The sequence below is a fragment of the Methanocaldococcus vulcanius M7 genome (genome assembly GCF_000024625.1).
Lineage (GTDB): Archaea > AGJL01 > Methanococci > Methanococcales > Methanocaldococcaceae > Methanocaldococcus > Methanocaldococcus vulcanius.
The window spans coordinates 99,511-122,955 of sequence record NC_013407.1 but is presented as its reverse complement, the minus strand read 5'-3'; the positions used below and the strand labels follow the sequence as shown (position 1 = coordinate 122,955).

At 31.6% G+C, this 23,445-nt stretch carries 22 protein-coding genes; 7 read left to right on the top strand and 15 right to left on the bottom strand.

Annotated elements, in window-relative coordinates; translation table 11 throughout:
- Positions 1 to 6 precede the first annotated feature (6 nt).
- The 4 genes from coaBC to METVU_RS00550 are packed head-to-tail and all read left to right on the top strand — an operon-like array spanning position 7 to position 3,164.
- Entirely contained in the window at positions 7 to 1,209 is a 1,203-nt protein-coding gene (gene coaBC, locus METVU_RS00565) for a bifunctional phosphopantothenoylcysteine decarboxylase/phosphopantothenate--cysteine ligase CoaBC (RefSeq protein ID WP_012819530.1), read from the top strand.
- Positions 1,202 to 2,311, top strand: a complete 1,110-nt coding sequence (locus tag METVU_RS00560) for an AAA family ATPase (RefSeq protein WP_012819529.1) — start codon at positions 1,202 to 1,204, stop codon at positions 2,309 to 2,311. Before coaBC ends, METVU_RS00560 begins: the two co-directional genes overlap by 8 nt.
- Positions 2,312 to 2,998: a DUF3226 domain-containing protein gene (locus tag METVU_RS00555; RefSeq protein WP_012819528.1), complete on the top strand. Its 687-nt coding sequence runs from the start codon at positions 2,312 to 2,314 to the stop codon at positions 2,996 to 2,998.
- Positions 2,999 to 3,002: 4 nt separating this feature from the next.
- Positions 3,003 to 3,164, top strand: a complete 162-nt coding sequence (locus tag METVU_RS00550; RefSeq protein ID WP_012819527.1) for a preprotein translocase subunit Sec61beta — start codon at positions 3,003 to 3,005, stop codon at positions 3,162 to 3,164.
- 1 nt (position 3,165) lies between these two features.
- Here METVU_RS00550 and METVU_RS00545 read toward each other — a convergent pair whose 3' ends face one another.
- Positions 3,166 to 3,885 carry a metallophosphoesterase family protein gene (locus METVU_RS00545; protein ID WP_012819526.1) on the bottom strand — a complete coding sequence of 240 codons (720 nt, stop codon included), beginning with the start codon at positions 3,883 to 3,885 and terminating at the stop codon, positions 3,166 to 3,168.
- Between the two features lie 198 nt (positions 3,886 to 4,083).
- Between METVU_RS00545 and METVU_RS00540 the strand changes: the two genes are divergently transcribed.
- Positions 4,084 to 5,181 (top strand): ATP-binding protein, encoded by a 1,098-nt coding sequence (locus tag METVU_RS00540; RefSeq protein WP_048196649.1) that lies wholly within the window; start codon positions 4,084 to 4,086, stop codon positions 5,179 to 5,181.
- Between the two features lie 425 nt (positions 5,182 to 5,606).
- The gene (locus METVU_RS00535) at positions 5,607 to 6,131 is read left to right on the top strand and encodes a VWA domain-containing protein (protein WP_342626807.1); all 525 of its coding nucleotides are present in this window, start codon (positions 5,607 to 5,609) and stop codon (positions 6,129 to 6,131) included.
- On the opposite strand, the gene METVU_RS00530 is transcribed toward METVU_RS00535, so the two are convergent.
- Both METVU_RS00530 and cobN read right to left on the bottom strand, forming a co-directional pair.
- Positions 6,121 to 6,309 carry an antitoxin family protein gene (locus tag METVU_RS00530; RefSeq protein WP_012819524.1) on the bottom strand — a complete coding sequence of 63 codons (189 nt, stop codon included), beginning with the start codon at positions 6,307 to 6,309 and terminating at the stop codon, positions 6,121 to 6,123. The genes METVU_RS00535 and METVU_RS00530 overlap by 11 nt on opposite strands.
- A gap of 55 nt (positions 6,310 to 6,364) precedes the next feature.
- Positions 6,365 to 10,057: a cobaltochelatase subunit CobN gene (gene cobN / locus METVU_RS00525; protein WP_012819523.1), complete on the bottom strand. Its 3,693-nt coding sequence runs from the start codon at positions 10,055 to 10,057 to the stop codon at positions 6,365 to 6,367.
- Between the two features lie 352 nt (positions 10,058 to 10,409).
- Between cobN and METVU_RS00520 the strand changes: the two genes are divergently transcribed.
- Positions 10,410 to 11,273, top strand: a complete 864-nt coding sequence (locus METVU_RS00520; RefSeq protein ID WP_012819522.1) for a radical SAM protein — start codon at positions 10,410 to 10,412, stop codon at positions 11,271 to 11,273.
- Positions 11,274 to 11,279: 6 nt separating this feature from the next.
- Here the strand turns inward: METVU_RS00520 and METVU_RS00515 are convergent, their stop codons facing one another.
- The 12 genes from METVU_RS00515 to METVU_RS00460 all read right to left on the bottom strand — a co-directional run bounded on the left by METVU_RS00515 (position 11,280) and on the right by METVU_RS00460 (position 23,292).
- The gene (locus METVU_RS00515; protein ID WP_012819521.1) at positions 11,280 to 12,377 is read right to left on the bottom strand and encodes a methyltransferase domain-containing protein; all 1,098 of its coding nucleotides are present in this window, start codon (positions 12,375 to 12,377) and stop codon (positions 11,280 to 11,282) included.
- Position 12,378: 1 nt separating this feature from the next.
- Positions 12,379 to 12,714 (bottom strand): helix-turn-helix domain-containing protein, encoded by a 336-nt coding sequence (locus tag METVU_RS00510; RefSeq protein ID WP_012819520.1) that lies wholly within the window; start codon positions 12,712 to 12,714, stop codon positions 12,379 to 12,381.
- 41 nt (positions 12,715 to 12,755) lie between these two features.
- The gene (locus tag METVU_RS00505) at positions 12,756 to 15,320 is read right to left on the bottom strand and encodes a hypothetical protein (RefSeq protein WP_012819519.1); all 2,565 of its coding nucleotides are present in this window, start codon (positions 15,318 to 15,320) and stop codon (positions 12,756 to 12,758) included.
- 191 nt (positions 15,321 to 15,511) lie between these two features.
- Entirely contained in the window at positions 15,512 to 16,225 is a 714-nt protein-coding gene (gene flaK, locus METVU_RS00500) for a preflagellin peptidase FlaK (protein ID WP_012819518.1), read from the bottom strand.
- Between the two features lie 41 nt (positions 16,226 to 16,266).
- On the bottom strand, positions 16,267 to 17,946 hold the full coding sequence (flaJ, locus tag METVU_RS00495) for an archaellar assembly protein FlaJ (RefSeq protein ID WP_012819517.1): 1,680 nt from the start codon (positions 17,944 to 17,946) through the stop codon (positions 16,267 to 16,269).
- A 10-nt stretch (positions 17,947 to 17,956) separates the two neighbouring features.
- Positions 17,957 to 19,600, bottom strand: a complete 1,644-nt coding sequence (locus METVU_RS00490) for a type II/IV secretion system ATPase subunit (protein WP_012819516.1) — start codon at positions 19,598 to 19,600, stop codon at positions 17,957 to 17,959.
- A gap of 18 nt (positions 19,601 to 19,618) precedes the next feature.
- Positions 19,619 to 20,311, bottom strand: coding sequence for an ATPase domain-containing protein (locus tag METVU_RS00485; RefSeq protein ID WP_012819515.1), 693 nt, complete (start codon positions 20,309 to 20,311; stop codon positions 19,619 to 19,621).
- Positions 20,312 to 20,331: 20 nt separating this feature from the next.
- On the bottom strand, positions 20,332 to 20,787 hold the full coding sequence (locus METVU_RS00480; RefSeq protein ID WP_048196645.1) for a flagellar protein G: 456 nt from the start codon (positions 20,785 to 20,787) through the stop codon (positions 20,332 to 20,334).
- Positions 20,788 to 21,013: 226 nt separating this feature from the next.
- Positions 21,014 to 21,430, bottom strand: a complete 417-nt coding sequence (locus METVU_RS00475; protein ID WP_012819513.1) for a flagellar protein F — start codon at positions 21,428 to 21,430, stop codon at positions 21,014 to 21,016.
- Positions 21,420 to 21,821 (bottom strand): FlaD/FlaE family flagellar protein, encoded by a 402-nt coding sequence (locus tag METVU_RS00470; protein ID WP_012819512.1) that lies wholly within the window; start codon positions 21,819 to 21,821, stop codon positions 21,420 to 21,422. Before METVU_RS00470 ends, METVU_RS00475 begins: the two co-directional genes overlap by 11 nt.
- Before the next feature lie 135 nt (positions 21,822 to 21,956).
- Positions 21,957 to 22,889 carry a FlaD/FlaE family flagellar protein gene (locus METVU_RS00465; protein ID WP_012819511.1) on the bottom strand — a complete coding sequence of 311 codons (933 nt, stop codon included), beginning with the start codon at positions 22,887 to 22,889 and terminating at the stop codon, positions 21,957 to 21,959.
- Positions 22,867 to 23,292 (bottom strand): flagella accessory protein C, encoded by a 426-nt coding sequence (locus tag METVU_RS00460; protein ID WP_048196969.1) that lies wholly within the window; start codon positions 23,290 to 23,292, stop codon positions 22,867 to 22,869. Before METVU_RS00460 ends, METVU_RS00465 begins: the two co-directional genes overlap by 23 nt.
- Positions 23,293 to 23,445: the final 153 nt, after the last annotated feature.

Below are 23,445 nucleotides of genomic sequence, written 5' to 3'. Positions count from 1 at the left end.
GAGATTATGCATCCAACTAAACTATTAAAAGGAACAAAATCAAAACTCTTAGAAGGTAAAAAAATTTTAGTTGCTGTAACTTCATCAATAGCGGCTATTGAAACTCCTAAATTGATGAGAGAGTTAATAAGGCATGGAGCAGAGGTTTATTGCATCATTACAGAAGAAACCAAAAAGATTATAGGCAAAGAGGCATTAAAATTTGGATGTGGAAATGAGGTTTATGAAGAGATAACTGGAGATATAGAGCATATCCTTTTATACAATGAATGCGACTGCCTTTTAATATATCCAGCAACTGCCAATATAATCTCAAAGATAAACTTAGGAATTGCAGATAATATTATAAATACCACTGCTTTAATGTTTATTGGAAATAAACCAATATTTATTGTCCCAGCAATGCATGAAAATATGTTTAAGGCAATTAAAAGACATATAGATGAGCTTAAAGAGAAAGATAACATTTATATCATATCTCCAAAGTTTGAAGAAGGGAAGGCAAAAGTTGCAAGTATTGAGGATGTTGTTAAAGTAGTTATTGAAAAAATAGGAAATAACTTAAAAAAAGAAGGTAATAGAGTTTTAATATTAAACGGAGGGACTATTGAGTTTATAGATAAAGTTAGAGTTATATCTAATTTATCATCTGGAAAAATGGGAGTTGCCTTAGCAGAAGCTTTTTGCAAAGAGGGCTTTTATGTCGAGGTTATAACAGCCATGGGATTAGAGCCACCTTATTATATAAAGAATCATAAGGTTTTAACAGCTAAGGAGATGTTAAATAAAGCTATTGAGTTGGCTAAGGATTTTGATATAATTATTTCATCAGCAGCTATATCTGATTTTACAGTTGAGAGGTTTGAAGGAAAGTTGAGTTCTGAAGAAGAGCTAATATTAAAGTTAAAGAGAAATCCTAAGGTTTTAGAAGAGTTAAGAAGGATTTATAAGGACAAGATAATTATTGGATTTAAAGCAGAATACAATTTAGATGAAAAGGAACTTATAAATAGGGCTAAGGAGCGACTAAATAAATACAATTTAAATATGATTATAGCCAATGATTTAAGTGAGCACTACTTCGGAGATGATTATATTGAGGTTTATATTATAACAAAAAATGATATTGAGAAAATCTCTGGATCTAAGAAATATGTTGCTGAAAAGATCGTGGAAAAAGTTAAAGAGTTGGTGAAATGCCATGTTTAAAAAAGTTATAATTAATTCATTTAGAGGCATAAATAATCTTGAAATTGATGATTTAAAAAGAATTAATTTATTTGTTGGAAAAAATAATTGTGGTAAGACATCTGTTCTTGAAGGAATCTATTTACTAAGCAATCCACTTACTATTTTAAATTTAATTGATATTAGAAATTTTGAAAACTTTAAGGAAATATATAAAGATTCAGAAGTTTTTAATAACGCATTATTAACTATTTTTAATAAAATAAATACCAACATTCCAATTAAAATTAGCGGTTATATAAATTCACATGAGATGAAAGAACTTATTATAAATTACATGGATGGAAGTGAGATTAAGTATGATGAAAATATTGGGGGATTTCCAATTGGAGGATTGCGTTTAAACTATACAACCTTTAAAGTTTCAGATATAAAAAATGTAAAAGTTTATGAAATATCTATATGGGAAGGAAGATTAAAAAAAGTTGTAATTAAAGAGAATAACAATATAAAATCTGTTGTTCCCCTACCTACTGGAGTTAGAATTTCTCGAATAATGGGGTTAGCAAAAGAACAAAAATCAATATATTTATCACCAAAGATAGATATAAGTAATATGGTAGAATGGATAAATAAACTTCAAATTTCAAAAGAAATTGACAAAATAATAGAAATATTGCAAAAAATAGAACCTTCTATAAAAGATCTGAGAATTGGGGCGGAGGGAATTATATATTGTGATATAGAAGCTGAAAAACTCATACCGATAAACGTTATGGGAGATGGAATTTTAAAATTATTAATTATTTTGTCAGCAATATACAATGCAAAAGATGGATTTGTTTTTATAGATGAAATTGAGAATGGTTTGCATTACACATCATTAGAAATTTTGTGGAGAGGAATTTTTGAAGCATCAAAGAAATTTAATGTCCAATTATTCGCAACAACACATTCATGGGAATGTATAAAAGCATATATAGATGTTTATGAAAATATGAAGAGTAAAGATATTGATATTATGCTATATAGGATTGAACGATACAACAATGAATTTAAAGCCATTGATTATGATAAAGAAACATTAAAAGAAGCTATTAATATGGAATGGGAGATGAGGTAAATGGAAACCTTAACAAAAAACAAAATACTAATTGTAGAGGGCGAAGATGAAAAAAGATTTTTTAAAGAATTTCTGATTTTTTTAGGCATATATGATGTCCAAATTTTAAAATATGATGGAAAAAACAATCTTAAAAATAAATTGAAAGTTTGGATTAGAGATTCTAATTTTAAAAACATTATTGCTTTTGGAATCATTATTGATGCTGATAATAATCCTTATACAACTTTTCAAAGTGTTTGTGATATTTTAAAAAATGTAGGGCTAAACTCACCACAAGAGATGTATATTTTTTCAGAAGGAATTCCAAAAATTGGTATTTATGTTATGCCCGGTAATTTCAAAGAAGGAATGTTAGAAGATTTATGTTTAAAAACGGTTAAAGATAATCCCTTAATTAGTTGTGTAGATGATTTAATTGAATGTGCTAACAAACTATATAAAGAAGGAAAGGTAAAAGAATTTTTTGGAAAGTATGATTACTTTAAAAGTAGAAGGTTTTATAGGAATAATTTTTTAAATTCTAATGGTAAAATTAAAAATATCGCAAAGGCAAGAGCATTAGCTTATTTATCCATAATGCCAGAAATCGTTAATTCTGTTGGAATTGGGGCGGAAAAAGGTTATTGGAATTTTGAATCAGAAGAACTTAATGAATTAAGGAAGTTTTTAGAGAATTTTAGGTGAAATTATGAGTAAAAGAGAAGAGACAGGTTTGGCAACAAGTGCTGGTTTAATAAGATATATGGATGAGACATTCTCAAAAGTTAAAGTTAAGCCAGAGCATGTTATTGGAATTACAACTGCGTTTATTATTATTGAAGCAATTTTAACTTATGGAAGATTCTTTTAACTTATCTTCCTAAAAATAACCTTTCTCCCAACCATTCTGGTAATCCATTTTTAATGATCTTTTCATATGCCTTTTTAATGTCATATTCAACTCTAACAATCTCTATTTTAAAATCTTTTTCATCAAATATACAATAACTTGCTTTATTTATTCCATCTCTTGGCTGTCCCACACTTCCCGGATTTATTAGATGTTTTTTATCCTCATCTAAGTATATCCTACCTTCATGAAGCAATAAATTGCCTTCTTCGGACTTTACAAATGGTATGTGGGAGTGTCCAACAAATATTATATCTCCACAATCAAAGGCATCATCAACATAATCTGGAAATAGATATTCCCATAACTCAGGAGATTTAGGATTTGCATGAGAGAAGATAACCTTTTTATCTTTTATCTTTTCCTCAATAATTAAAGGAAGGGACTCTAAGAATTTTAAATTTTCATTTTTTATTACCTTCTTAGTCCATAGTATTGCTATAACTCCATATTTATTAAAGTAATCCAAACTTTCCTTTCCTAAGACACCATAATCGTGATTTCCAACTACACTTTTGCAGTTAATCTCTCTTATTAATTCTACGCATTCATTTGGATTAGCTCCATAACCAACAATATCTCCCAAACAAAAGATTTTTTTAATGCCTCTATTTTTTATATCATTCAAAACTGCATTTAATGCCTCTAAATTAGAATGTATATCACTTATTATAGCGATCATTATCTCCACCATAAATTTGACACATAATTTTATTAACAAACCTTTAGGTATTTATCTTTCCATCTCAACCATTATTAAAATTAATTTTATCTCAGCAACATTAACTTTTAAATATAAGTTAATGCCTACCTAAGATAACATAAAAAGTATTATACTACTCATAAAAATAAAAAATTAATATTAAAAAGTGTGATGATTATGCAGTATATTTATCCATTTACAGCAATAGTTGGACAGGAAAAGATGAAGAAGGCATTAATCTTAAATGCAATAAATCCTAAGATCGGCGGTGTCTTAATTAGAGGAGAGAAAGGGACTGCGAAATCCACCGCTGTTAGAGCTTTGGCTGATCTGTTGCCAGAGATTGAGGTTGTTGAAAACTGTCCATTCAACTGCGATCCAAATGGAGACCTATGCGATATTTGCAAAGAAAAGAAAGAGAGAGGAGAACTAAGAACTATAAAAAAGAAGATGAAAGTTGTTAATCTCCCAATTGGAGCTACGGAAGATAGGGTTATCGGAACATTGGATATAGAGAAGGCAATAAAAGAAGGAATTAAAGCATTAGAGCCAGGAATTTTAGCAGAGGCAAATAGAAATATCCTATACATTGATGAAGTTAATTTACTGGATGACCATATAATTGATGTGTTGTTGGATGCTGCAGCGATGGGCTGGAATATCATTGAGAGGGAAGGAGTTAAGATAAAGCATCCTTCAAGATTTATATTAGTAGGGACTATGAACCCAGAGGAAGGGGAGTTGAGACCCCAAATCTTAGATAGATTTGGTTTAATGGTCGATGTTGAAGGGCTGAATGATGTTAAGGAAAGAGTAGAGGTTATAAAGAGAGTTGAGGAATTCAACGAAAATCCAGAGGCATTTTATAAGAAATTTGAGGAAGAGCAGAACAAATTAAGAGATAGAATAATTAAAGCAAGAGAACTTTTAAAAGATGTTGAGATAAGTGATGATCTCTTAGAATTTATATCAAAGGTTTGTATTGAGTTAGGAATTCAGACAAATAGGGCAGATATAACTGTTGTTAGAACAGCTAAGGCGTTATCTGCTTATAATGGAAGAACAGAAGTTATTTTAGAGGATGTTAAAGAGGCAATGGAGTTGGCTCTCCCACATAGAATGAGAAGAAAGCCGTTTGAACCACCACAATTAAATAAGGAGAAGTTGGAGCAGATGATTAATGAATTTAAACAGGAAAATGATAAAAATGAAAATGAGAATAAAGAAAAAGAAGATCAAAAAGATGATGACGTAAAAAAAAACATGATGAAATAAATAATAGATCTGAGGAAGAATCAGACAATAACTCAAATGATCAAAATGATCATAATGATGATCAAAATAAAAACGATAAAAATGGAGATTTTGAGCAAACCTTTGGTATAGATGAGAGTTTTAAAGTAAATCCCAACTTTATACAGTTTAAACTTAAAGATAATATCCATAGATATAGTTCTGGAAGGCATATTAAAAGTTTTAGTAGAAGAGGAAGATATGTAAAATTTAGATTACCAAAGGATAAAACCAACGATATTGCCTTTGACGCAACATTTAGAAGATCTGCTATTCATCAAAAAAAGAGAAGAGAAAAGGCAGATAAAAAATTAGCCATATATTTAGAAAAAGAGGATATTGTTGAGAAAGTTAGACAGAGGAAGATATCCTCCCATATATTATTTGTTGTTGATGCAAGTGGTTCAATGGGAGCAATGAGAAGGATGGAGGCAGCTAAGGGAGCAATAATCTCTCTACTCTTAGATGCATATCAAAAGAGGAATAAAATTGGAATGATTGCATTTAGAAAGGATAAGGCAGAGTTAATCTTGCCATTCACATCCTCAGTAGAGCTTGGAGAAAAACTATTAAAAGATTTACCAACAGGAGGAAAAACTCCATTAGCTGATGCTTTTATTAAGAGTTATGAGGTCTTTGACAGAGAGATTAGAAAAAATCCAAATATTATCCCAATAATGATTGTAATTAGTGATTTCAAACCAAATGTGGCTGTTAAAGAGGATTATGTTAAAGAGGTTTTCGATGCATGTGAGAAGATAGCTGAGAAGGGAATTAACGTTATATTAATTGATACAGAGCCACAATCATTTATAAAAATTGGGATTGGGAGAGAGATTGCTAATAGATTTGGATTTAAGTATTATAAAATAGAGGAGTTGAGTAAAGATAAAATCTTAGATATTTGTAAGGGCTTAGAAATTACCTTCTAATGTAGCATGCCTCTTTTGATTTTTTATAATTTACACTTTTTATTATCATGGATTTTAAGAACTCTTCAACACTCTCATCAACAATTTTAATTTTTAATCTCTTTTTATCCTTTATTTTTAATGGTTTTAATGGCTTTAAAACACCATCCTCATAAATAACCTCAATAATTTCTGACATTTAAACCACCAAAATTTTGACTAATGTTATTTGACAAAATAAAAATATAAAAAACTTATAGTTTTTCTTCAATCATTCCCTCTATCTCTAAATACTTCTTTCTCAGCTTCTCTTTCATCTCTTCATCTGCCTTCCACATTCCTCTCTCTATTGCCTCCAACAACCTTTCAGTTATATTTAGCAGAGCATAAGGATTATTTTCTTTAAAAAACTCTTCCATATCTTTATCAAACACATACTTCTCAGCAATCTTCTCATACATCCAATCATCTATTATGCCAGAGGTTGCATCCCATGCAAACATATGATCAACATACTTTGAAAAGTCAGCGGCTCCTTTATATCCATGTTTTTTTAATCCCTCGATCCATTTTGGATTCATGATTTTTGTTCTAAATATTTCTTTTCCTTCTTCTTTTAGATGTTTTGTTCTTATATCATTTGGATTTGATGTATCCCCTACATAACTTACTGGTTTTTTGCCAGAGTAATAGGTTACAGAGGCAATTAAACCACCATGATAACTGTTAAAGTCATCTCCCTCAAATATATCCCATTCTTGGCTATCTTCATTTTTAACCGTTAATTCAATCTTTGATAGACGATTTATAAACTCTTCTTTTGCTTCAACTCCATAATAGCCCTTTCCATAGGCATAGCCCCCCCACTCAACATAAACCTTTGCAAAGTCCTCTATTGATTTCCAATTCTTCTCATCTATTAAATGAGAAACACCAGCTCCATAACAGCCCGGTTTGTCGCTGAATATTCTATATAGAGAGGTTCTTTTAGCTGTTTCTTCATCTATTCCATTTTTTATTTTTTCTTCTATTTCTTTTTTATAGTGCTTTTTTATATAATTCATCTCGTCTGGCTCATCTAAATTAGCAACCATTCTTATTGCTTCATCTATAAGTTCAACAACGTTTGGAAAAGTGTCTCTAAATAGCCCGGAGATTCTCAAAGTTACATCGATCCTTGGTCTCCCTAACTCTTCCAATGGAATAACTTCTAAACCAACCACTCTTCCCATCTTATTCCAAACTGGCTTAACTCCCAATAAATACAAAATCTCTCCTATATCATCTCCTTTTGTTCTCATAGTTGGAGATCCCCAGACGATAACGCCTATATATTCAGGATATTTCCCTTCTTCTTTTAGATATTTGCTAATTAAGTCCTCAGCCAATTTTTTACCCATCTCATAGGCAGATTTCGTTGGAATCTCTTGTGGATTACACGAGTAAAAATTTCTTCCAGTTGGAAGGCAATTTATATCCTTAGTTGGAGCTCCTGCAACTCTTGGAGGAATGTAAGAGCCCTCTAAGGCATTAACTGCATTTATTATTTCCTCATCAACTCTCATAAGATTTTTATAGATTGTTGAGACAATTTTTAAAATTTCTTTCAATTTTTCATTTTTTGTTAAATCGATGGTTTTTAGGTTGTTGATTTCTTTCTCATCAAAGTTGTGTTCCATATACTCCTTCAATAATTCTAACCCGATTTTATAAATTTCGTCTATTATCTTATGGTTTTTGCCTTTGTCTTCGTTTAATTCTTTCCAGTTGTAGTTTAATGCATTAGCCAAGTTTTCCAAATATTCAAATTGGTATCTTATTATCATAAAAATCATATTTATCAACTTCTCTCCTTCCAAAGAAACGCCCATTATATGCAGTCCTTCATTTATCTGCCTATTTTTTAACGTTTCTAAGTAGTCATGAATTTTATTCAGAAGTTTTTCAAAGTTGTCTTTTGTTATCCCTTCATCAACTGTTTTTCCATCTAACAGGTCTTCATCTAATTTTAAGTCCTTAATTTTTTTAATTATCTCATTTTTTAGAAACTCTTTCTTTTCCTTGTTGTCTGTTTCATAGTAGTCATCTATCTCCTTCTCCAATTCTGCAAGTTCTCCATAAAGATCGGATGTTGTCATTGGTGGGATTAAATGGCTTATAATTGTTGCATAACTTCTCCTCTTTGCCTGTGTCCCCTCTCCTGGATTATTTACTATGTAGGGATAGATATTCGGCAATTCCATACATACATCTGGATAGCATTCATTAGATAAACCAACACACTTTCCGGGAAGCCATTCTAAGTTTCCATGCTTTCCTATATGCATAACTACATCTGCTTTGAAAACCTCCTTAATCCATTTATAAAAGGCAATGTAATAATGAGTTGGAGGAAGATCTGGAGAGTGATAAATTGCTGAGGGATTTTCTCCGAAGCCCCTTGGTGGCTGAACTGAGATGAATATATTCCCATTGATTATTCCGGGAATGATCAAGTTATTATCAAAGTTCATAACCTCTCCTGGAATTTCTCCCCAGTTTTTTATCAGCTTTTTTTTAACTTTTTCGGGCAGAGAGTTAAACCACTTCTCATAATCCTCTTTTTTTATCTTCCCAACTGCCTTTTTGATCATCTCTTCTGTTAAAAATCTTTTATCGTTCGTAGCGTAATTTAACATCTTCTTTATTAATTCAGTCCCATTCTTTGGGATTTCATCAACTATAAATCCCCTTTTTTTCATCTCTTTTAAAATGTTGATAACACTTTCTGGGCTATCCAAACCAAATGCACTCGCTATCTTATCGTTTCTTGGTGGATAGTTGTGGAAAATTATGGCTATTTTTTTGTCTTTATTTTCTTTAAGCTTTAAGTTAGCATATTTTATAGACAAATCGACGATCTTTTCAGCCCTATCCTTTATTGCTCTATACTTAATTATTGGAACGCCTATTTCTCCATCCTTAACCTTTTCCTTTCCTCCTATTGGAAAGTGAATTATAGCCCCATCAAACTCTGGCATTGCCATTCCGATAATTAAATCAATTGGATTTAAGCCAGCAATTGAGTTTTTCCACTCTTCTATAAATCCTGTGGAAATGATTCCCTGAAGAAGTGGTGTATTTAGATGTTTTAAAAACTCAGGTTCATCTTTTAAGAGTTCTGGTTTTGTCCCCATTGTTAAAGTAAACATTGTGGTGTTTATTAAAGCAGATATGATTGGTTTTCCATCTTTATAAAAAAATCTTTTAAATGTTTCAACTGTTCCTATTGAACCAAGTTCATTTTTTAGATGAGAGCAAAAAACAGCTATTGGAATTGCTCCTTTTTTTTCAATCATATCAATTAAATCGTTTATATAGTCAATATTATTTGCTATAAACCAGTTTCTATAAAATAAAATCCCTATTATTGGTTTGTTTAAATCTTTATTTAATTTTTTTAAATATTTAAGGTAATCTTCGAGAGTTTCAAAGTATCTTCCTCTGTAATAAATTCCTTGCCATGGCATTGGCTTTGGTTCTTCATAACTTACATCTAAGTTTCCAAATTTATTTGCCAAATATATAAGGAGGTTTTTATAATTATAAACTCCCTCATATCCCAAATATTTTACGACTTTTTCTTTTATATTATCCTCTACTGTTCTATCTTTCTCTAAATCTGGATGAAATTCGTTTAATGTTGGAAGAGGTAGGAAGGGAATATCATGTTCTTTACAAAATTTTGCCAACTCATCATAATATTTAAATGCATCCTTTCCTCCCATGAGTTTTGTGAAGACAATATTTGCATCTTTAATATATTTTAAAAACTCCTCAAACTCCTTTTTAGAGCATTTATAATCCAATATTTTAAATTCTATTCCATATTTTTTAACTTCTTTATATGCCTCCTCAAAGACCAAATCATCATTGTCTATTGTTGAAACAAAGCCAATCTTTACCATTTTATCACCATCAGATATATATTCAAGAGTTTATTATCGGTAATCCTTAAACGGTTAATTTAAATAATTGAATTTTAGTACGTTGTTGCCTCATGATATTATCATAGATTTATTATAATAAGTATTAGAATATATGTAAAATTAGCATGGGGAAAAATATTTATTTAAATGGGCAGTGTATTTGATATTATTTAACTTAATTTTAGTTTATTTTAACATACCTTTATGAATAATAACTTTATTTCCAAAGTATAAAAATCTTGCTTTTTATTTTTATTTACGTGATCGCAATAACTAAATAAAAACGTTTAGAATAAATAATAAAAGATAACAGCAAGATCATGGGGATTTTATGAAGTATTTAATATTAAAAATAACCAATAGGTGTAATTTAAACTGTATTTACTGCTATGCAAATAACAAAAATGATAAAGATATGGATTTTAAAACAGCCAAAAGAAGTATTGATTATCTTTTAAATTTAGATGATAAGTTAAAAATACAGTTCACAGGAGGGGAGCCGTTATTAAATTTTAAACTTATAGAGAAGGTAGTTAAATATTGCAATAAAACATATCCCAACAAAACAATAACATATGCAATACAAACCAATGCAACACTTTTGGATAAAAAGTTGGTTGAAAGGATTAAAGATCTAAATTTAAATGTTGGAGTAAGCATTGACGGTTTAGAGGTAAATGATCATTTAAGGCCTTATAAAGATGGAAAATCTTCAACCTTAGATACTTTAAAGGGGATATATTTGTTAAACTCTTATAATATAAAATTTGGAATCACGTCTGTAATTACATCCTATAATTTACCTTATTTGAAGGATTTTGTTGAATATTTATTAGCGGTTGGTGTAAGAAGCGTAAGTTTCGATCTATTAAAACCAAAAAAAGAGGATCACTTAAAATTATTACCAAATCTTGGAGAATTTAAAAAAATATTAGATGAATTAAAAAACTACCCTATATTTATAAAAAATCTACAAAAAAGACCTAATAGAGGATACTGCTATTTAAATTTTGGAGATATGTTATTTGTCAATGAATATGGGGATATTTATCCATGTCCTACATTAGAGGGTTTCTTTTACGTTGGTAATGTAAGTGAGGAGATAAAATTACCGAAGATTGAGTGTAATAAATGCTATGCAAGGGAGTTTTTAATGTCAATGTGGAATAAAAGTGATAGAATAAAAAAGAGATAATTATTTTTATAATTTCTCTATAACGAGGATGCCATTTCCGATACCTTCTATTTTAAAGTCATATCCTAATAACTCTAATGCATTTTTTACATCTTCTTCTGAATAATATCCTCTAAATCTTTTATTTAGTTTGTTATAAAATTCAAATACCTCTTTACATATGTTTTTATTTTTTCCTAAGATGAACTCCTCGGCTATAAATATCTTTCCTCCTTTGTATATGGACGACATCATCTTACCAAGAAAGTGTTTTAAAGATGGGGCATATTTTAATGTATGGGAGCAAATAACGTAATCGTATTTTTCTTTTGGAATTATATCTGAGAAATCCATATTTTTTAACTCGTAAGAATCGCAGTAGGATTTTTTTACTCTACACTCGGCTATCTGTAATAATCCCTTTGAAATATCCACTCCCATATAATAACCTTTTGGAAACACTTTCTCTAAAAAGTATTTTGGTGATCTTGAACCACATCCAACGTCGAGGAGATAATTTCCTTTATCGATTTTTAAGCAGTCGTTAGCGATCTCTCTACATAGTGAGTAGTATGGACTGCTGAGGATCATGTCCCATATGTCAGGATCTTTTTTGAAACTTATTGCAATTTTTGGATGGTTGTAGCTTATTAACGCGTATCTTGATATGTGAGTTATAAAGTTGTATTTCATAACATAGTCGCTGATAATTTTGTCAAATTTTGGCATTTTTATGTTTAACTCGAATTCTTCATTTATTTTAACCTTTTCATCTTCGTATTTTAGTATCTTCAACTTTAATGCTGTTTTTATATATTCGTAAATAAATTTTTTGTTAGGGTATCTAACGAGGGCAGGTATGTCTTCTATTCTTGGAGAATATTTGGCAATGATTGGAAATATACCAAACTCTACTCCTTGCTTTATAAAGTTAGATAATAAATCATAACTTAGATACTCTATCGTATTATCTATCATTTCAATTTTTTTCTTTAATTTGATTTCTGAAGGAATGATCTCGTTTATAACTTCACTTATTATCTCTTCTAACACTTTTGAGTCATTATCTCCAATATCAAACGCCCCTCCCCCAATAACATCTATGTTTGTTGAATCAAACTTCATATTACCACCTTAATGAGTCGATGAAATCACTATCTTGATCTTTTAATATTTCGACAATTTTCTTTCCATAATCTGTTAGTTTATATATTTTTATTCCCCCTTTTTCAACACATTCTACTAATCCAAGTTCTATAAGTGAAAAGTGCCCATTGTATCTCCCGTTCATCCCTTTTAAACATCCGAGAACGTTACTTGGATCTGATTTTACCCTTCTCGAGATCTCCGATAGGTAGATCCCGTGGGGATACATTTTATAGAGAAGATAGAGAATCTTTTTTCTCAGTTTGCTTTTATTTAACGATCGAATGATCATTGGATCTATAAATGCTAAACTCATGATAATCCCTCCCCCCATTTAGGGACTAATTTTATGATAATTTAGAAAAACCCCGTAATTATTGATACAATTCCTTTAAAGAAATCCCCTATCGTGTCAAATATTGATCCCTCTTTTTTACTTTCAGTATTTGGTTTTTCGAGGATTGTGTTATTTTTTTCTTCCTTTTTGGTTTGTTTTTCGTTAATATTATTCTCAAGTTTTACACTTTTTACCTCCACAGTCCTCTTAGTAGTTCCTATTTTAGTGTTATTTTCATTATTTTTATTTATATTTTTAGAACTTATATTCACAACAATTGACTTTTTTAATACTACTGGGATCGGTGTGTTGTTGTATAGGGCAAAGTTATCAACCTTTGCATAGAGGGTTATATTATACTCTCCACTACTCAAATTTATTGGAATCGAAACTTCTTTACCGCTTTTTGGATATAAATTTACGCAATACATTGGGCTACTCCTATTTTTAGTAATTATCCAATAATAAACAGTCAAATTAACCGGAAATTTCTCATTTTTAAGTTCTGCTAAAATTGCACTTCTCTCCTTATCATAAGTTAAATGAGTTATTGTTATTGGAGCGATTACCTCAGTAACTACATGTGTGCCTGTTGGAATTTCATTTCCTAAAATATCTACTGCTGAGTATCTTCCTACTTCATAATACTGAGGAATTTCTACGGGATGAATTCCGTAACCTTCTGTGTATAGAAGATCGATATGTTGATCGTATGAAGGGATAACGTGGACTATGGTATATCCTTCAAACCCCTCATTAAAGAATATCGGAAATGATACCTCCCCTTCAGAATCTTTTTTTAATGTTATGGTCTTAACACAACTTTTAGCCCTAACTTTTCCATGTTTATCTATAACCTCTACCCAAACTTGACATGTTATATTTGAATTTAAATCATTTCTTAAGATCACAATGCAAGTGTTGTTAAATCCAGCTACGGGTTTGTTTGTATAAACCCCTCCACTTCCATTTATTATATTTACTCTTCCAAGAAGGAGTGTGTTATTATAGTAAACTCGAACAATGCTTATCGGAGACACTGCATAAAAGTGGACTGAGGTTATATAATCCTTAACTGCATTATTAGATTTTACTTCAATTTTTATATCTCCATTTACCTCTTTGTGGAAGGTTATTGGGAGGGTTATATTGACGATCTTGTGAGGTGGTGCAGTAAATGAAACTTTTCTTGTATAGTTTACCACTCCTTTTCCGAATTTATCGCTTAATATAACCTCTCCAAGGAGTGTTTTGTTGTAAATATTTTTAAGACATATGGTCATGTTATAAGTTTTTCCAATTATCACACATCCTCCAAGTTTATTTAAACTTTCAATGTTTTTATCTTTTGGAAGAATTATTTTTTTAACAGTTATCGGAGAGATCGGCTGAGGATCAACATTCACGGTATAGATTTTGTTAAACTCCAATGTTGTTAAGTCGGATGGGTAAACACTAACGTTTATAGGATAGGATCCTTTTTTCACGTATATTGGGAGGTATATAACTTTTTCATCCTCTTTATCTATCCCAACCACTCGTCTGATTGTGGTGTTTTTATATTTCACTGTTAGATCTGCATTAACATCTCTGTTGTATTTGTTTTCAAGTGTTATTTTTAAAACTGCCAAAATCGGATCATCTTTTACGTAATATCTTGGGAAAGATGTAGTTTTTTGAAAATATGGGTCTGAAAGTGCAGTTTCTATGTCTTCATCTTCTATTTGAGCAGATCTATAAAAGTCCCTTATCATTTTTGATGTATTTTCATCGATTTTATTGTAGAGTTCGACGTTCTTTACGATGACTGGAAGATAGTAGTATTTTGGGCTACTCTTGTATTCGTAATAGATCTCTCCATTATTATCTCGTTTTTGTGTTGTTTCTTCAATCCCCTCAACGGAATGACTAACGTTCATCACTTCAACGTGGGTCTCTATCGTAAATCGATCTTTATCTAAAACGATCTTTGGAATTTTAAATGGAATCTTTACTTCTCCCCCTAATGGAATATAAACTGTCTTGTTATCGTTTTTTCCATCGTATAAAATGTTATTTCCATCTTTTGCAACTATCCAAACGTTGGCAATATAATCGCTTTTTGCTGTTGGATTGCTTTTTAAAGTTATATCAAACCAGTTTGAATAACATACTTCTGAATCTCCTGTTTTGTAGGATGTTTCGCATGTTATATTTTTCACATCTATTGGAAAATACTGCCTAACTTTAACTGTTGTTGAGGCGATTGTTTTTCCATTTTCTATTAATGATATTTTTACGTCATGTTCTTTATCATCACTTATTGGAACTCTAACTTCTACTATCTTCTCTATATGGCTATTGGGTGGTAGAGATATTACTCCCGTTTTCCATGTTTTTCCATCACAATTCGCTTCTACAATAACATCATGTTCATAACTGTCTTTATTTACAATTCCGATGTAGAGAACTTGTTCACTTAAATCAACGTGCATGATTGGAGAGTTTGGGCTATCATATGGAGACCATATTTTGTATACACTAACGCCCTCCCCAACTGCTATGGATAGCATCATCATTAAGATAATTATTGTGATCTTTTTCATTAAAACCCTCCCCCCTGATTATAAGTTGTTGTTATGATTTGTAATTTTGGATTTGTGATGGCAGTAAGACCCAATTATGATCTTTTATACCCACATCTATTTTAAAGATTATGATCAATAATTAAGGTTTATTTTCTCATTATATAAAATATTCAGCCCGAAATAATTTCAACAGTTATCGAAACGCTTTTTTAAAGAGATAATCCTAACATCGATAGAAACATATATATAATTTTATCACCAATATATGGTGTTAAAATATAAGAGACGAGAAGAGGAATTGCAAAAGGTATTGCAGGCGTTGCCCAGACCTCTTCATTATCATCAAACTTTAAAAAATTGCATGCATCTTCTGCACTGGGTAGAAAGTTTATATTATCTTGAGTTCCCATAATTAACCGCTCCTTTTCTTTTGCAGTAGCAACTTTCATTTTCTCTCCAATAAACATGCATATAAATTCTTTTTTTGTTTCTGGTTTAACACCCTTTGCTACATTTTTTAGAAATATGATTATTGGTAAAAATATTGATAAGAATATCGCATTTATCAAAACCATTAATGGAAAAGATGGAATAAGGGAGATATTTAACAAATTCCCAAATGGTGTAAATATTGGCATTTTATATTTAGGGATTAAAGCTCCCAATCCCATCAAAAGCTTTCCATCTCCTCCTCCTACACCAAATAAAAACATTATATATCCTATTGCAAAACATATTAAAAAACCTACTACTGAATAACCAATATAGATAAAATTATGCATTAAAAAGGAAAAATACCCCCAATACAAAAAACCGAAGATTGTTATAAAGATCCAGATACAATCATTAATCTCTCTATCTTTCAGATCGCAGATTGATGCAATTATAAGCCCCACTAATCCGATTAAATAGTTTATCTCCATTGTTTAACCCCTTTTACTTGATTCTAATTTTGAAATAATTTTTAGTATAAAGGAACTGAAAGCCCAAGTATCTGGGATACGAGAAGTTTTGTTGCATATGCAACTATTGAGCAGATCCACAGTATAACTACAAAGTGAAACAAGGAAACAAACTTATGTCCCCCATCCATAATTTTTATTAAGACAGCTGAAATTGCAGAATAAACAATCAGCGATCCAAAGATAATATATTCCACAACATCCACGTTTGTGATTGGAGCAATATTCAAGATGTGTATAACTGTCTCTGGAATATTTAAAGAAGAGTAGAGATCGTTTATCATCTTAGCAACTCCAAGTGAAGCAAATAATGCCAAACTTAAACCCCCTCCAAGGCCATAAACCACACCAACAAATTGTTGTATATTTTGATATTTTGATTTTCTTAGTTGAACTATCTTACGAAAGTTTTTACTAATGATCTCAGCTGCTGTTTTTGGATCTCCTCCAAAGTATATGCATCTTGAAAATATATCTGAGAATAACTGTATCAGATAACTACAAGAATCAAATCCAAAAAATCTCCAAGATTTATTTGAATCTATCCCCAATGCTAATCTTTTATAGAGTCGTTTAATATCATTAGTTAGTGGACCAAAATCATGATTTGATAAATATTCCAACGAACTAACCATTCCTCCCCCTTTGGCACTGACAGAGTCCCCAAGAGATCTTAAAAACTCTGGAAATACAAATTCCTTTCTTTTAACTCTCTCTTCTTCTCTTAATGAAATCAATCCTCCAATGGCGAGAGGACTGAAACCTATGGCTATTAGTATCATATAGGGAATATCTGCAAATGGAGATATACTTAAAACATACTTAGCTACAAGTAAAAAGGCCAGTAAAATTGCTGTAAGAATAAAAGAGATTATCGTCCATTTTTTCAGTTTTTTATCGGTTTCAGTTGGATTTTTACCAGTATGCCATAATCTATCAAAAGGCAATCGATTTCTTATAACAATAACTATCAAAATTTCTATTGCAAAAAATGCAAACAATGCTATTGTTGCCATAAATACGAAGTTGAAAGGTAGTAAGAATGGCACCAATATGGAAAACGCTAAGAAAAACGCAACAGAAGTCATTGCACTGACATATAACTCTTTATATAGATCAAGAGAATATAGCATCCTCTTATAAAACGCAGCATAGTCATCCATTACAATATCTTGCTCTTTCATTAAAAATTCTTTAAGTTCCTCTCCACTATCTAATGCATAAGCCAATCTATCTAAAAAATCTGCAAACTCACTACTTGGTGTTCTCTGAGCTAAAAATCTACATGCTTCTGCTAACGATCTTCCCCACTTGTCTGTTAAAACATACAACTTCTCTGCCTGTTTTGCCAACTCTCCAAGTTCTTCCCTTTCTTCTGAGAGAATCTTTAACAGATCTTTTCTGTTTAAATCTGTGATGGATAGTGTTCCAAATTTTGTTATAAAAATATGCAGTCGCTCATTTATCTTATTTTTCTGAGAATCCAAAACTATGTAGGGATAGCAGATCGCACTAACTATTATTACAATGGGTAGAAGTAGGAAGATATAAAGAACTATTCCTTTAAATAAGATAGATCCCACTATCATTAATAAAATCGACACAATAAATGCAGGCAATACAATTTTTAAGAAATAGTCCCTTGGTTTTAAACCAATTCTAAGCAGTAAATTAAATACCACAATAACCACCTCAGATCGGGAATGGAAGCCCCTCCAAACCTTTTTCGTAAAATGACCATATAATATCCCTAACTTGATAATAGTCGAAAATTTCCCTTGCAATCATCTCCTCCAAAATTCTTGCTCTTAACTCTAACTCGTTATAAATGTCTCTTGGATCTTCATAACCTGCTGCTTTTGCAATCTTCTCTTCCAAAACATAACTATTATTTCTTCCAGTAAACACATGTCTATCTTTATCTGGCTCCCATTGGAAAACTGCCCTTGTAACAACCCCATCAACCTCTTTATAATACCCCTCGATTTCTTCTATCGAAACTACCCTCCTTAACACCTTACCTCTTTGATAGACAGCCAGCTGGAAGAGAGCAACGTTTAAGTTATCCATGAATGTTAAAGGGACGTTGATTGGATCTCCATTTAATCTCTGTATCATCTTTCTAACATTAGCTGCGTGGAATGTTGAGAGAACAGGGTGTCCTGTCTGCATAGCTTGGAATGCAACTGCTGCTTCAACACTCCTAATCTCTCCAACAATAATATAGTTAGGTCTTGATCTCAGTGCTGCCCTTAACAGATCAAACAATGTAACTCTACTCTCTTCTGGCCCCCTTTCTCTTGTAATCAATTGCTGCCAAACAGGATGTGGGGGTTTGACCTCTGGAGTGTCTTCACATGAAAATATTTTCGATTCTGGCTTTATAAATGGAAGAATTGCGTTTAATGTTGTTGTTTTACCTGATGCTGTCTCTCCACAGATGAAGATACTCATACCATACTCTAAACATAACCACAAGTATGCTGCCACCTGTGTTGAAAAGGTTCCCCAGCTGATAAGTTGAGTTACACTTATTGGAACATCTGTAAATTTCCTTATAGTAAATGATGGCCCTTTTGGAGAAACATCTGTTGAGTAGACAATGTTGATCCTTGATCCGTCTGGTAGTGCACCGTCAACTATGGGGTTAGCGTCTGAAACAGGTCTTCCCATTCGTTCTCCAATATTTTTTAAATAATCTGCAAGTTCTAATTCATCTTCCCAAGTTATGTTCGTTGGCAACATTCCAAATATTTTATGAACAATATGGCAGTTTTTTGGGCCTATAACGTGTATATCTTCTAAATATGGATCTCTTGCGATAGGTTCTAAATTTCCCAATCCAATTAAGTCCCTCTTTAATAGATATAAAAATTTATTTTTCTCTTCGGGTGTAATGTTCACTTTATTGTCTGCAAATTTAAAGATTCTTTGTAAAAATCCTTCATTTTTTGTATCCTCAGTAACTCTCGTGCAAGCATTGAATAATCTTGTTAAGACCTCTTCAAATTCTTCCACGCTTTTTGGTGTCTCCTCGTAGGGAGCTAATTCCAATATTCTATTTAATATAATTTTATATTTCATTTTTTCTTCGGGTGTTTCTAATTTTGGCTCTATAACGATGTATTTAGTTCTTGTCTCTGGAGTTCCAAAGATGTGAATGAAGATTGGATCTCCAATTGGATATAGTATATTTGGATATTTAAGTTCTTTTAATTCTCGGGATAGTGCCGCCATAAAATCAGGAAGTCGCATGTATGCCCTTTTAAAGTTCTCAATATATTTTCGTAAATGCGGATTTCTATTCATTGCTTCTTTTAGTTCCGCTTCACTCATATTATCACCAAGATCAAATTATGCAACGGAAGCAATCTCAACAGCGATTCCAATTTTTGGCTCTACTCTGAAGACAATGTTCTTTTGATATGGTCCCGGAGCCATATTATATTTCAATATTTTAGCCAAGTTTTTCAGATCTCCCCCAAACGTAAAGAGTTCTGTTCTAATCAACATAGTCGCAGAAGTCCTTATAATAGTGAGTGTTGGCTCAGATAACTCCTTTGGATTTATGGTGCAAATTATAATCTTCTTTAAAGCAGTTATTCTCTTAAAAAAAGCCATTAAATCATTAACATTAACTTCACTCGCATCATTAGCTATCAATGCGGATAGAGAATCAAAGATAATAACATCTTTCTCATAAAAAGCTCGTGTTTCCATAACTTTTTTTAAAAACCCATCCTTTTTTTTATTATCAGCAATCAGAGGATAAACAGGAATGTATAACAAAGCCCCAGACAACAATTTCTTATTAATTGTGTAATTTAAAGAGTTCATCTGCTTTATAAATTCCAAAGTAGTAAGTTGGGTAGAAACATAAGTTACAGAATGTCTATTTTGCAGAAACCCATAAGCCAATCTTTGACACAAGACCGATTTTCCTGTACTCTCCTCTCCCTCAATTACTATCAAACTCCCATGTGGAACACCTCCCCCAATTCTTTTATCCAGATCATCTCTACTAAGTTCGATTTTTGCTAATTCCATAACCCCCACCTACAATGAGATTAGGAAATATATCCTTTAATGGTTCGAGATATTCCTGATTCAGAAACAACCCTTATTCTATGGTATCCTGTCTCATTATATTTTGCCACTATCTCCCCCACATCTCCCGGAGAGAGAACATTATCTCCCGGATCTGTCAAATCGTAAGTGTTATTAATCCCCACTATATTACCGTCCACTATAACTGTAAAGGATGTGTTTGTAAAGACAATAGGATCTTTTCCAGTGTTTTTTATATAGAGGTATATAACCCCTGCGGAGGGATTTCTGATTATCTCTCCGGGATCGTTTATGATCTCAAAGTCCTGAGATAGTTTTGTAGATAATGCATCACTTTTCTTATCGATATTTAGGGAAATTTTATACGTTGATGTTGTTAAGATCCCTGCTACAAATGCAGCAATCAACAATACCGCAACGAACATAATTATCTCAGACATTGCACTTGATGCCAAAACACATCACCTTCTCTAAAACTTAAATCAAAGCCCTCTAAAATCTTTAAAATTTGTATAAATTTTAATAGAGGAGCGTTCGTAAAGATTTCCAGTTCATATCTCAAATACATGAATATCTATGCCATATATCTATCCCAATATCCTACAATACATCATTTTAATATTTCAATATTCCAGCATCATTTTTTATTTTTTATAATAAATCATGCAGGGGTCGCCAAGTTTATGGAACTGAGTAGAAGTATTTGTTTCCATTATCTGAAACAACACATATTCTAAATGGTCTTGTCCAATTAACCACTATTGTAATACTATCTAACGGAACAAGATACTTTTTTTGTGGGTAGTATGATATGTTCTCTTCAGGAACCACTGTTCCATCAAACAGTATTGTAAATTTATCTGGCTCTACCACTACTGAACCGTTATTATAGATCGTTATATTGGTCTGAGTTGCAGTAGCAATTACGTTTGTTATTATTAGTTTTTCATCTAATTTGTTATGCATGTGTTCATAATATACGGAGTAAGCATGATTAACATCCTCATAGTAGTTATCCATTGTAGTGTAGAGGTAAGCTCCACATATGAGCAATGCAACTACCATAACCGTCGTTCCCACAACTGAACTAAATCCCATAGAACTGTTCAGCCCCCTTCTTTATTTTTCTAAGTTCCCATTCTATCTTATCCAGTAATTCTGGAGAGATCTTTTTTCCGTTTAATCTTTCTATGAACAGTAGTGAAATTATATGATCTGTGATGTTAAGTTTTCCTGAACCTTCTACTACATTTTCCTCATCAACTTTTATTCCTTTTAAGAACTTTAATAATTTTGCAAGTGCTTTATCTCCTAACCATCCGAGCATGTAATAAAACTCTAAAACATCCGGGACGTTTTCAGGTCCCACTCTCTCACATAGATATTCAAGCCATTTTAAAGCTAAAATTACTGCAATAGGATCGTCAGGAATGTTATCTAATTTCGCAGGTTTATGAACTTCTAATATTGTCGAAGCGAGTGCATCCATTTTAAGCACCTCCCCCCTTAACTATAAGGTCTTTATAAGTTTTTTAGTCAATTTTAACTGTGTTAATTTTGAATTGATATATCTTTCTATAATCTTTATTCTTTTATTCTGTTTCTTAATTGTAATATAGGGACTTTAAAGCATTTGCAACTCTAATGCCCATTTTTTTATTCTTCTAATTTCGATTTCAAGCATTTCGAGCACTTCAGGATCGACTGGCCTACCTGCAAGTTTTTCAATATACAGAAGTGATACAATATGATCACTTGGAGAAAGTTTATCTCTTGGCCTTAAAGCTTCATCATCAAACGCAATTTTCATATTTTTGGCAAATCTCAAAACTTTTAGTATTACTTTATTTGAAATCCATCCAATTTTATTGTAGTAGTCCAGTATGTCTGGAAGATTAGACACTCCAACCCTACTAACCAAAAATTCCAGCCATTTAAACACCAATGTCATGGAAACAGCATCTTCAGGAATATCACTTAACCGATACTGGGTTTCTTCTTCAACAGGTTTCATAATACTTCCCTCCTCTGGAGATTCCTCACTCTTAACCCCTCCTACATTTTCACGTTCCTCTTCAATTTTTTTGTTGTCTTCTTTATCTTTATCTTCTTCAAATTTTATATCTTCTACATTTTCCTTTTTCAAAGTATCGATACCTTTCTGTTTATGATCTTCTTTTTCTTCCGTGTTTTCTATTGTTATATTAGGAGGTTTTTCTTTTTCTAATTCTTCTGAAAGTTTGGTTGATGCTGCCATTGTAGTAAGCTTCATAATAGTGTCAAGTTTTTGTTCAAGTGTATGAAGCTTTTTATTAAGTTCCTCCGTTTTGTCGCCCCTCCCCTTAGATAAGACCTCGCTAATTCTCTCTATAATTTTATCCAACTGACGTTTAGTAACTCTTTTTCCTCTTAGATTATTCTTTAAGAGGATTATAACAAAGGACGGCAGTTTGGACTTTAAATTTTCCAGATATTCTTCAATTTCATCTTCAGTTAATATTTCTTCATCAGAAAGTATAGACAGTGATGACATCTCATTCATTGTTTTTTGTATCATGGGTATCCTCCCCGGACACTGACTTTATAATCTCTTCCTCCAATACATCTTCAATTATCTCATTGAGATCGATGTCAAGTTGTGATAGATAAAGTGATCCAAGTATTATCAAATCGTTTGTTAGCTCTTCAACTGTTTTTTTAAGTCGTTTATAACTTGTTTCCAATCTTTCAAGTTTTTCCAAACTTGTTGCTGTTATTTTTGAGACCCCAATGAACGGGTTTATCTGATTTGAAACCACTTCATAAAGAGCCATTATATCCTGTAAGTTCTCATTAATTTTATTGAGTTCTATCCTTAACATTTCATTTTCTTTTCTCAGATTATTTAAGGATGACTCAAATCTTGGTAATTTTGACTCAATATCACTAACCTTAGCCATTAACCCCTCTGTTGTTTCCATTAAGTCCTTAACAGTTCTCTCAAGCTCCTCATATCTATCCACATCCTCAAAATCTTCAAGGGCCTCTTCATCAATAGAAAGTTCATCAGTATCTACTTGTTTTTTTTTAATTTTAAATTAGATAGTTTATTTTTTATAGATTCAATTATATCT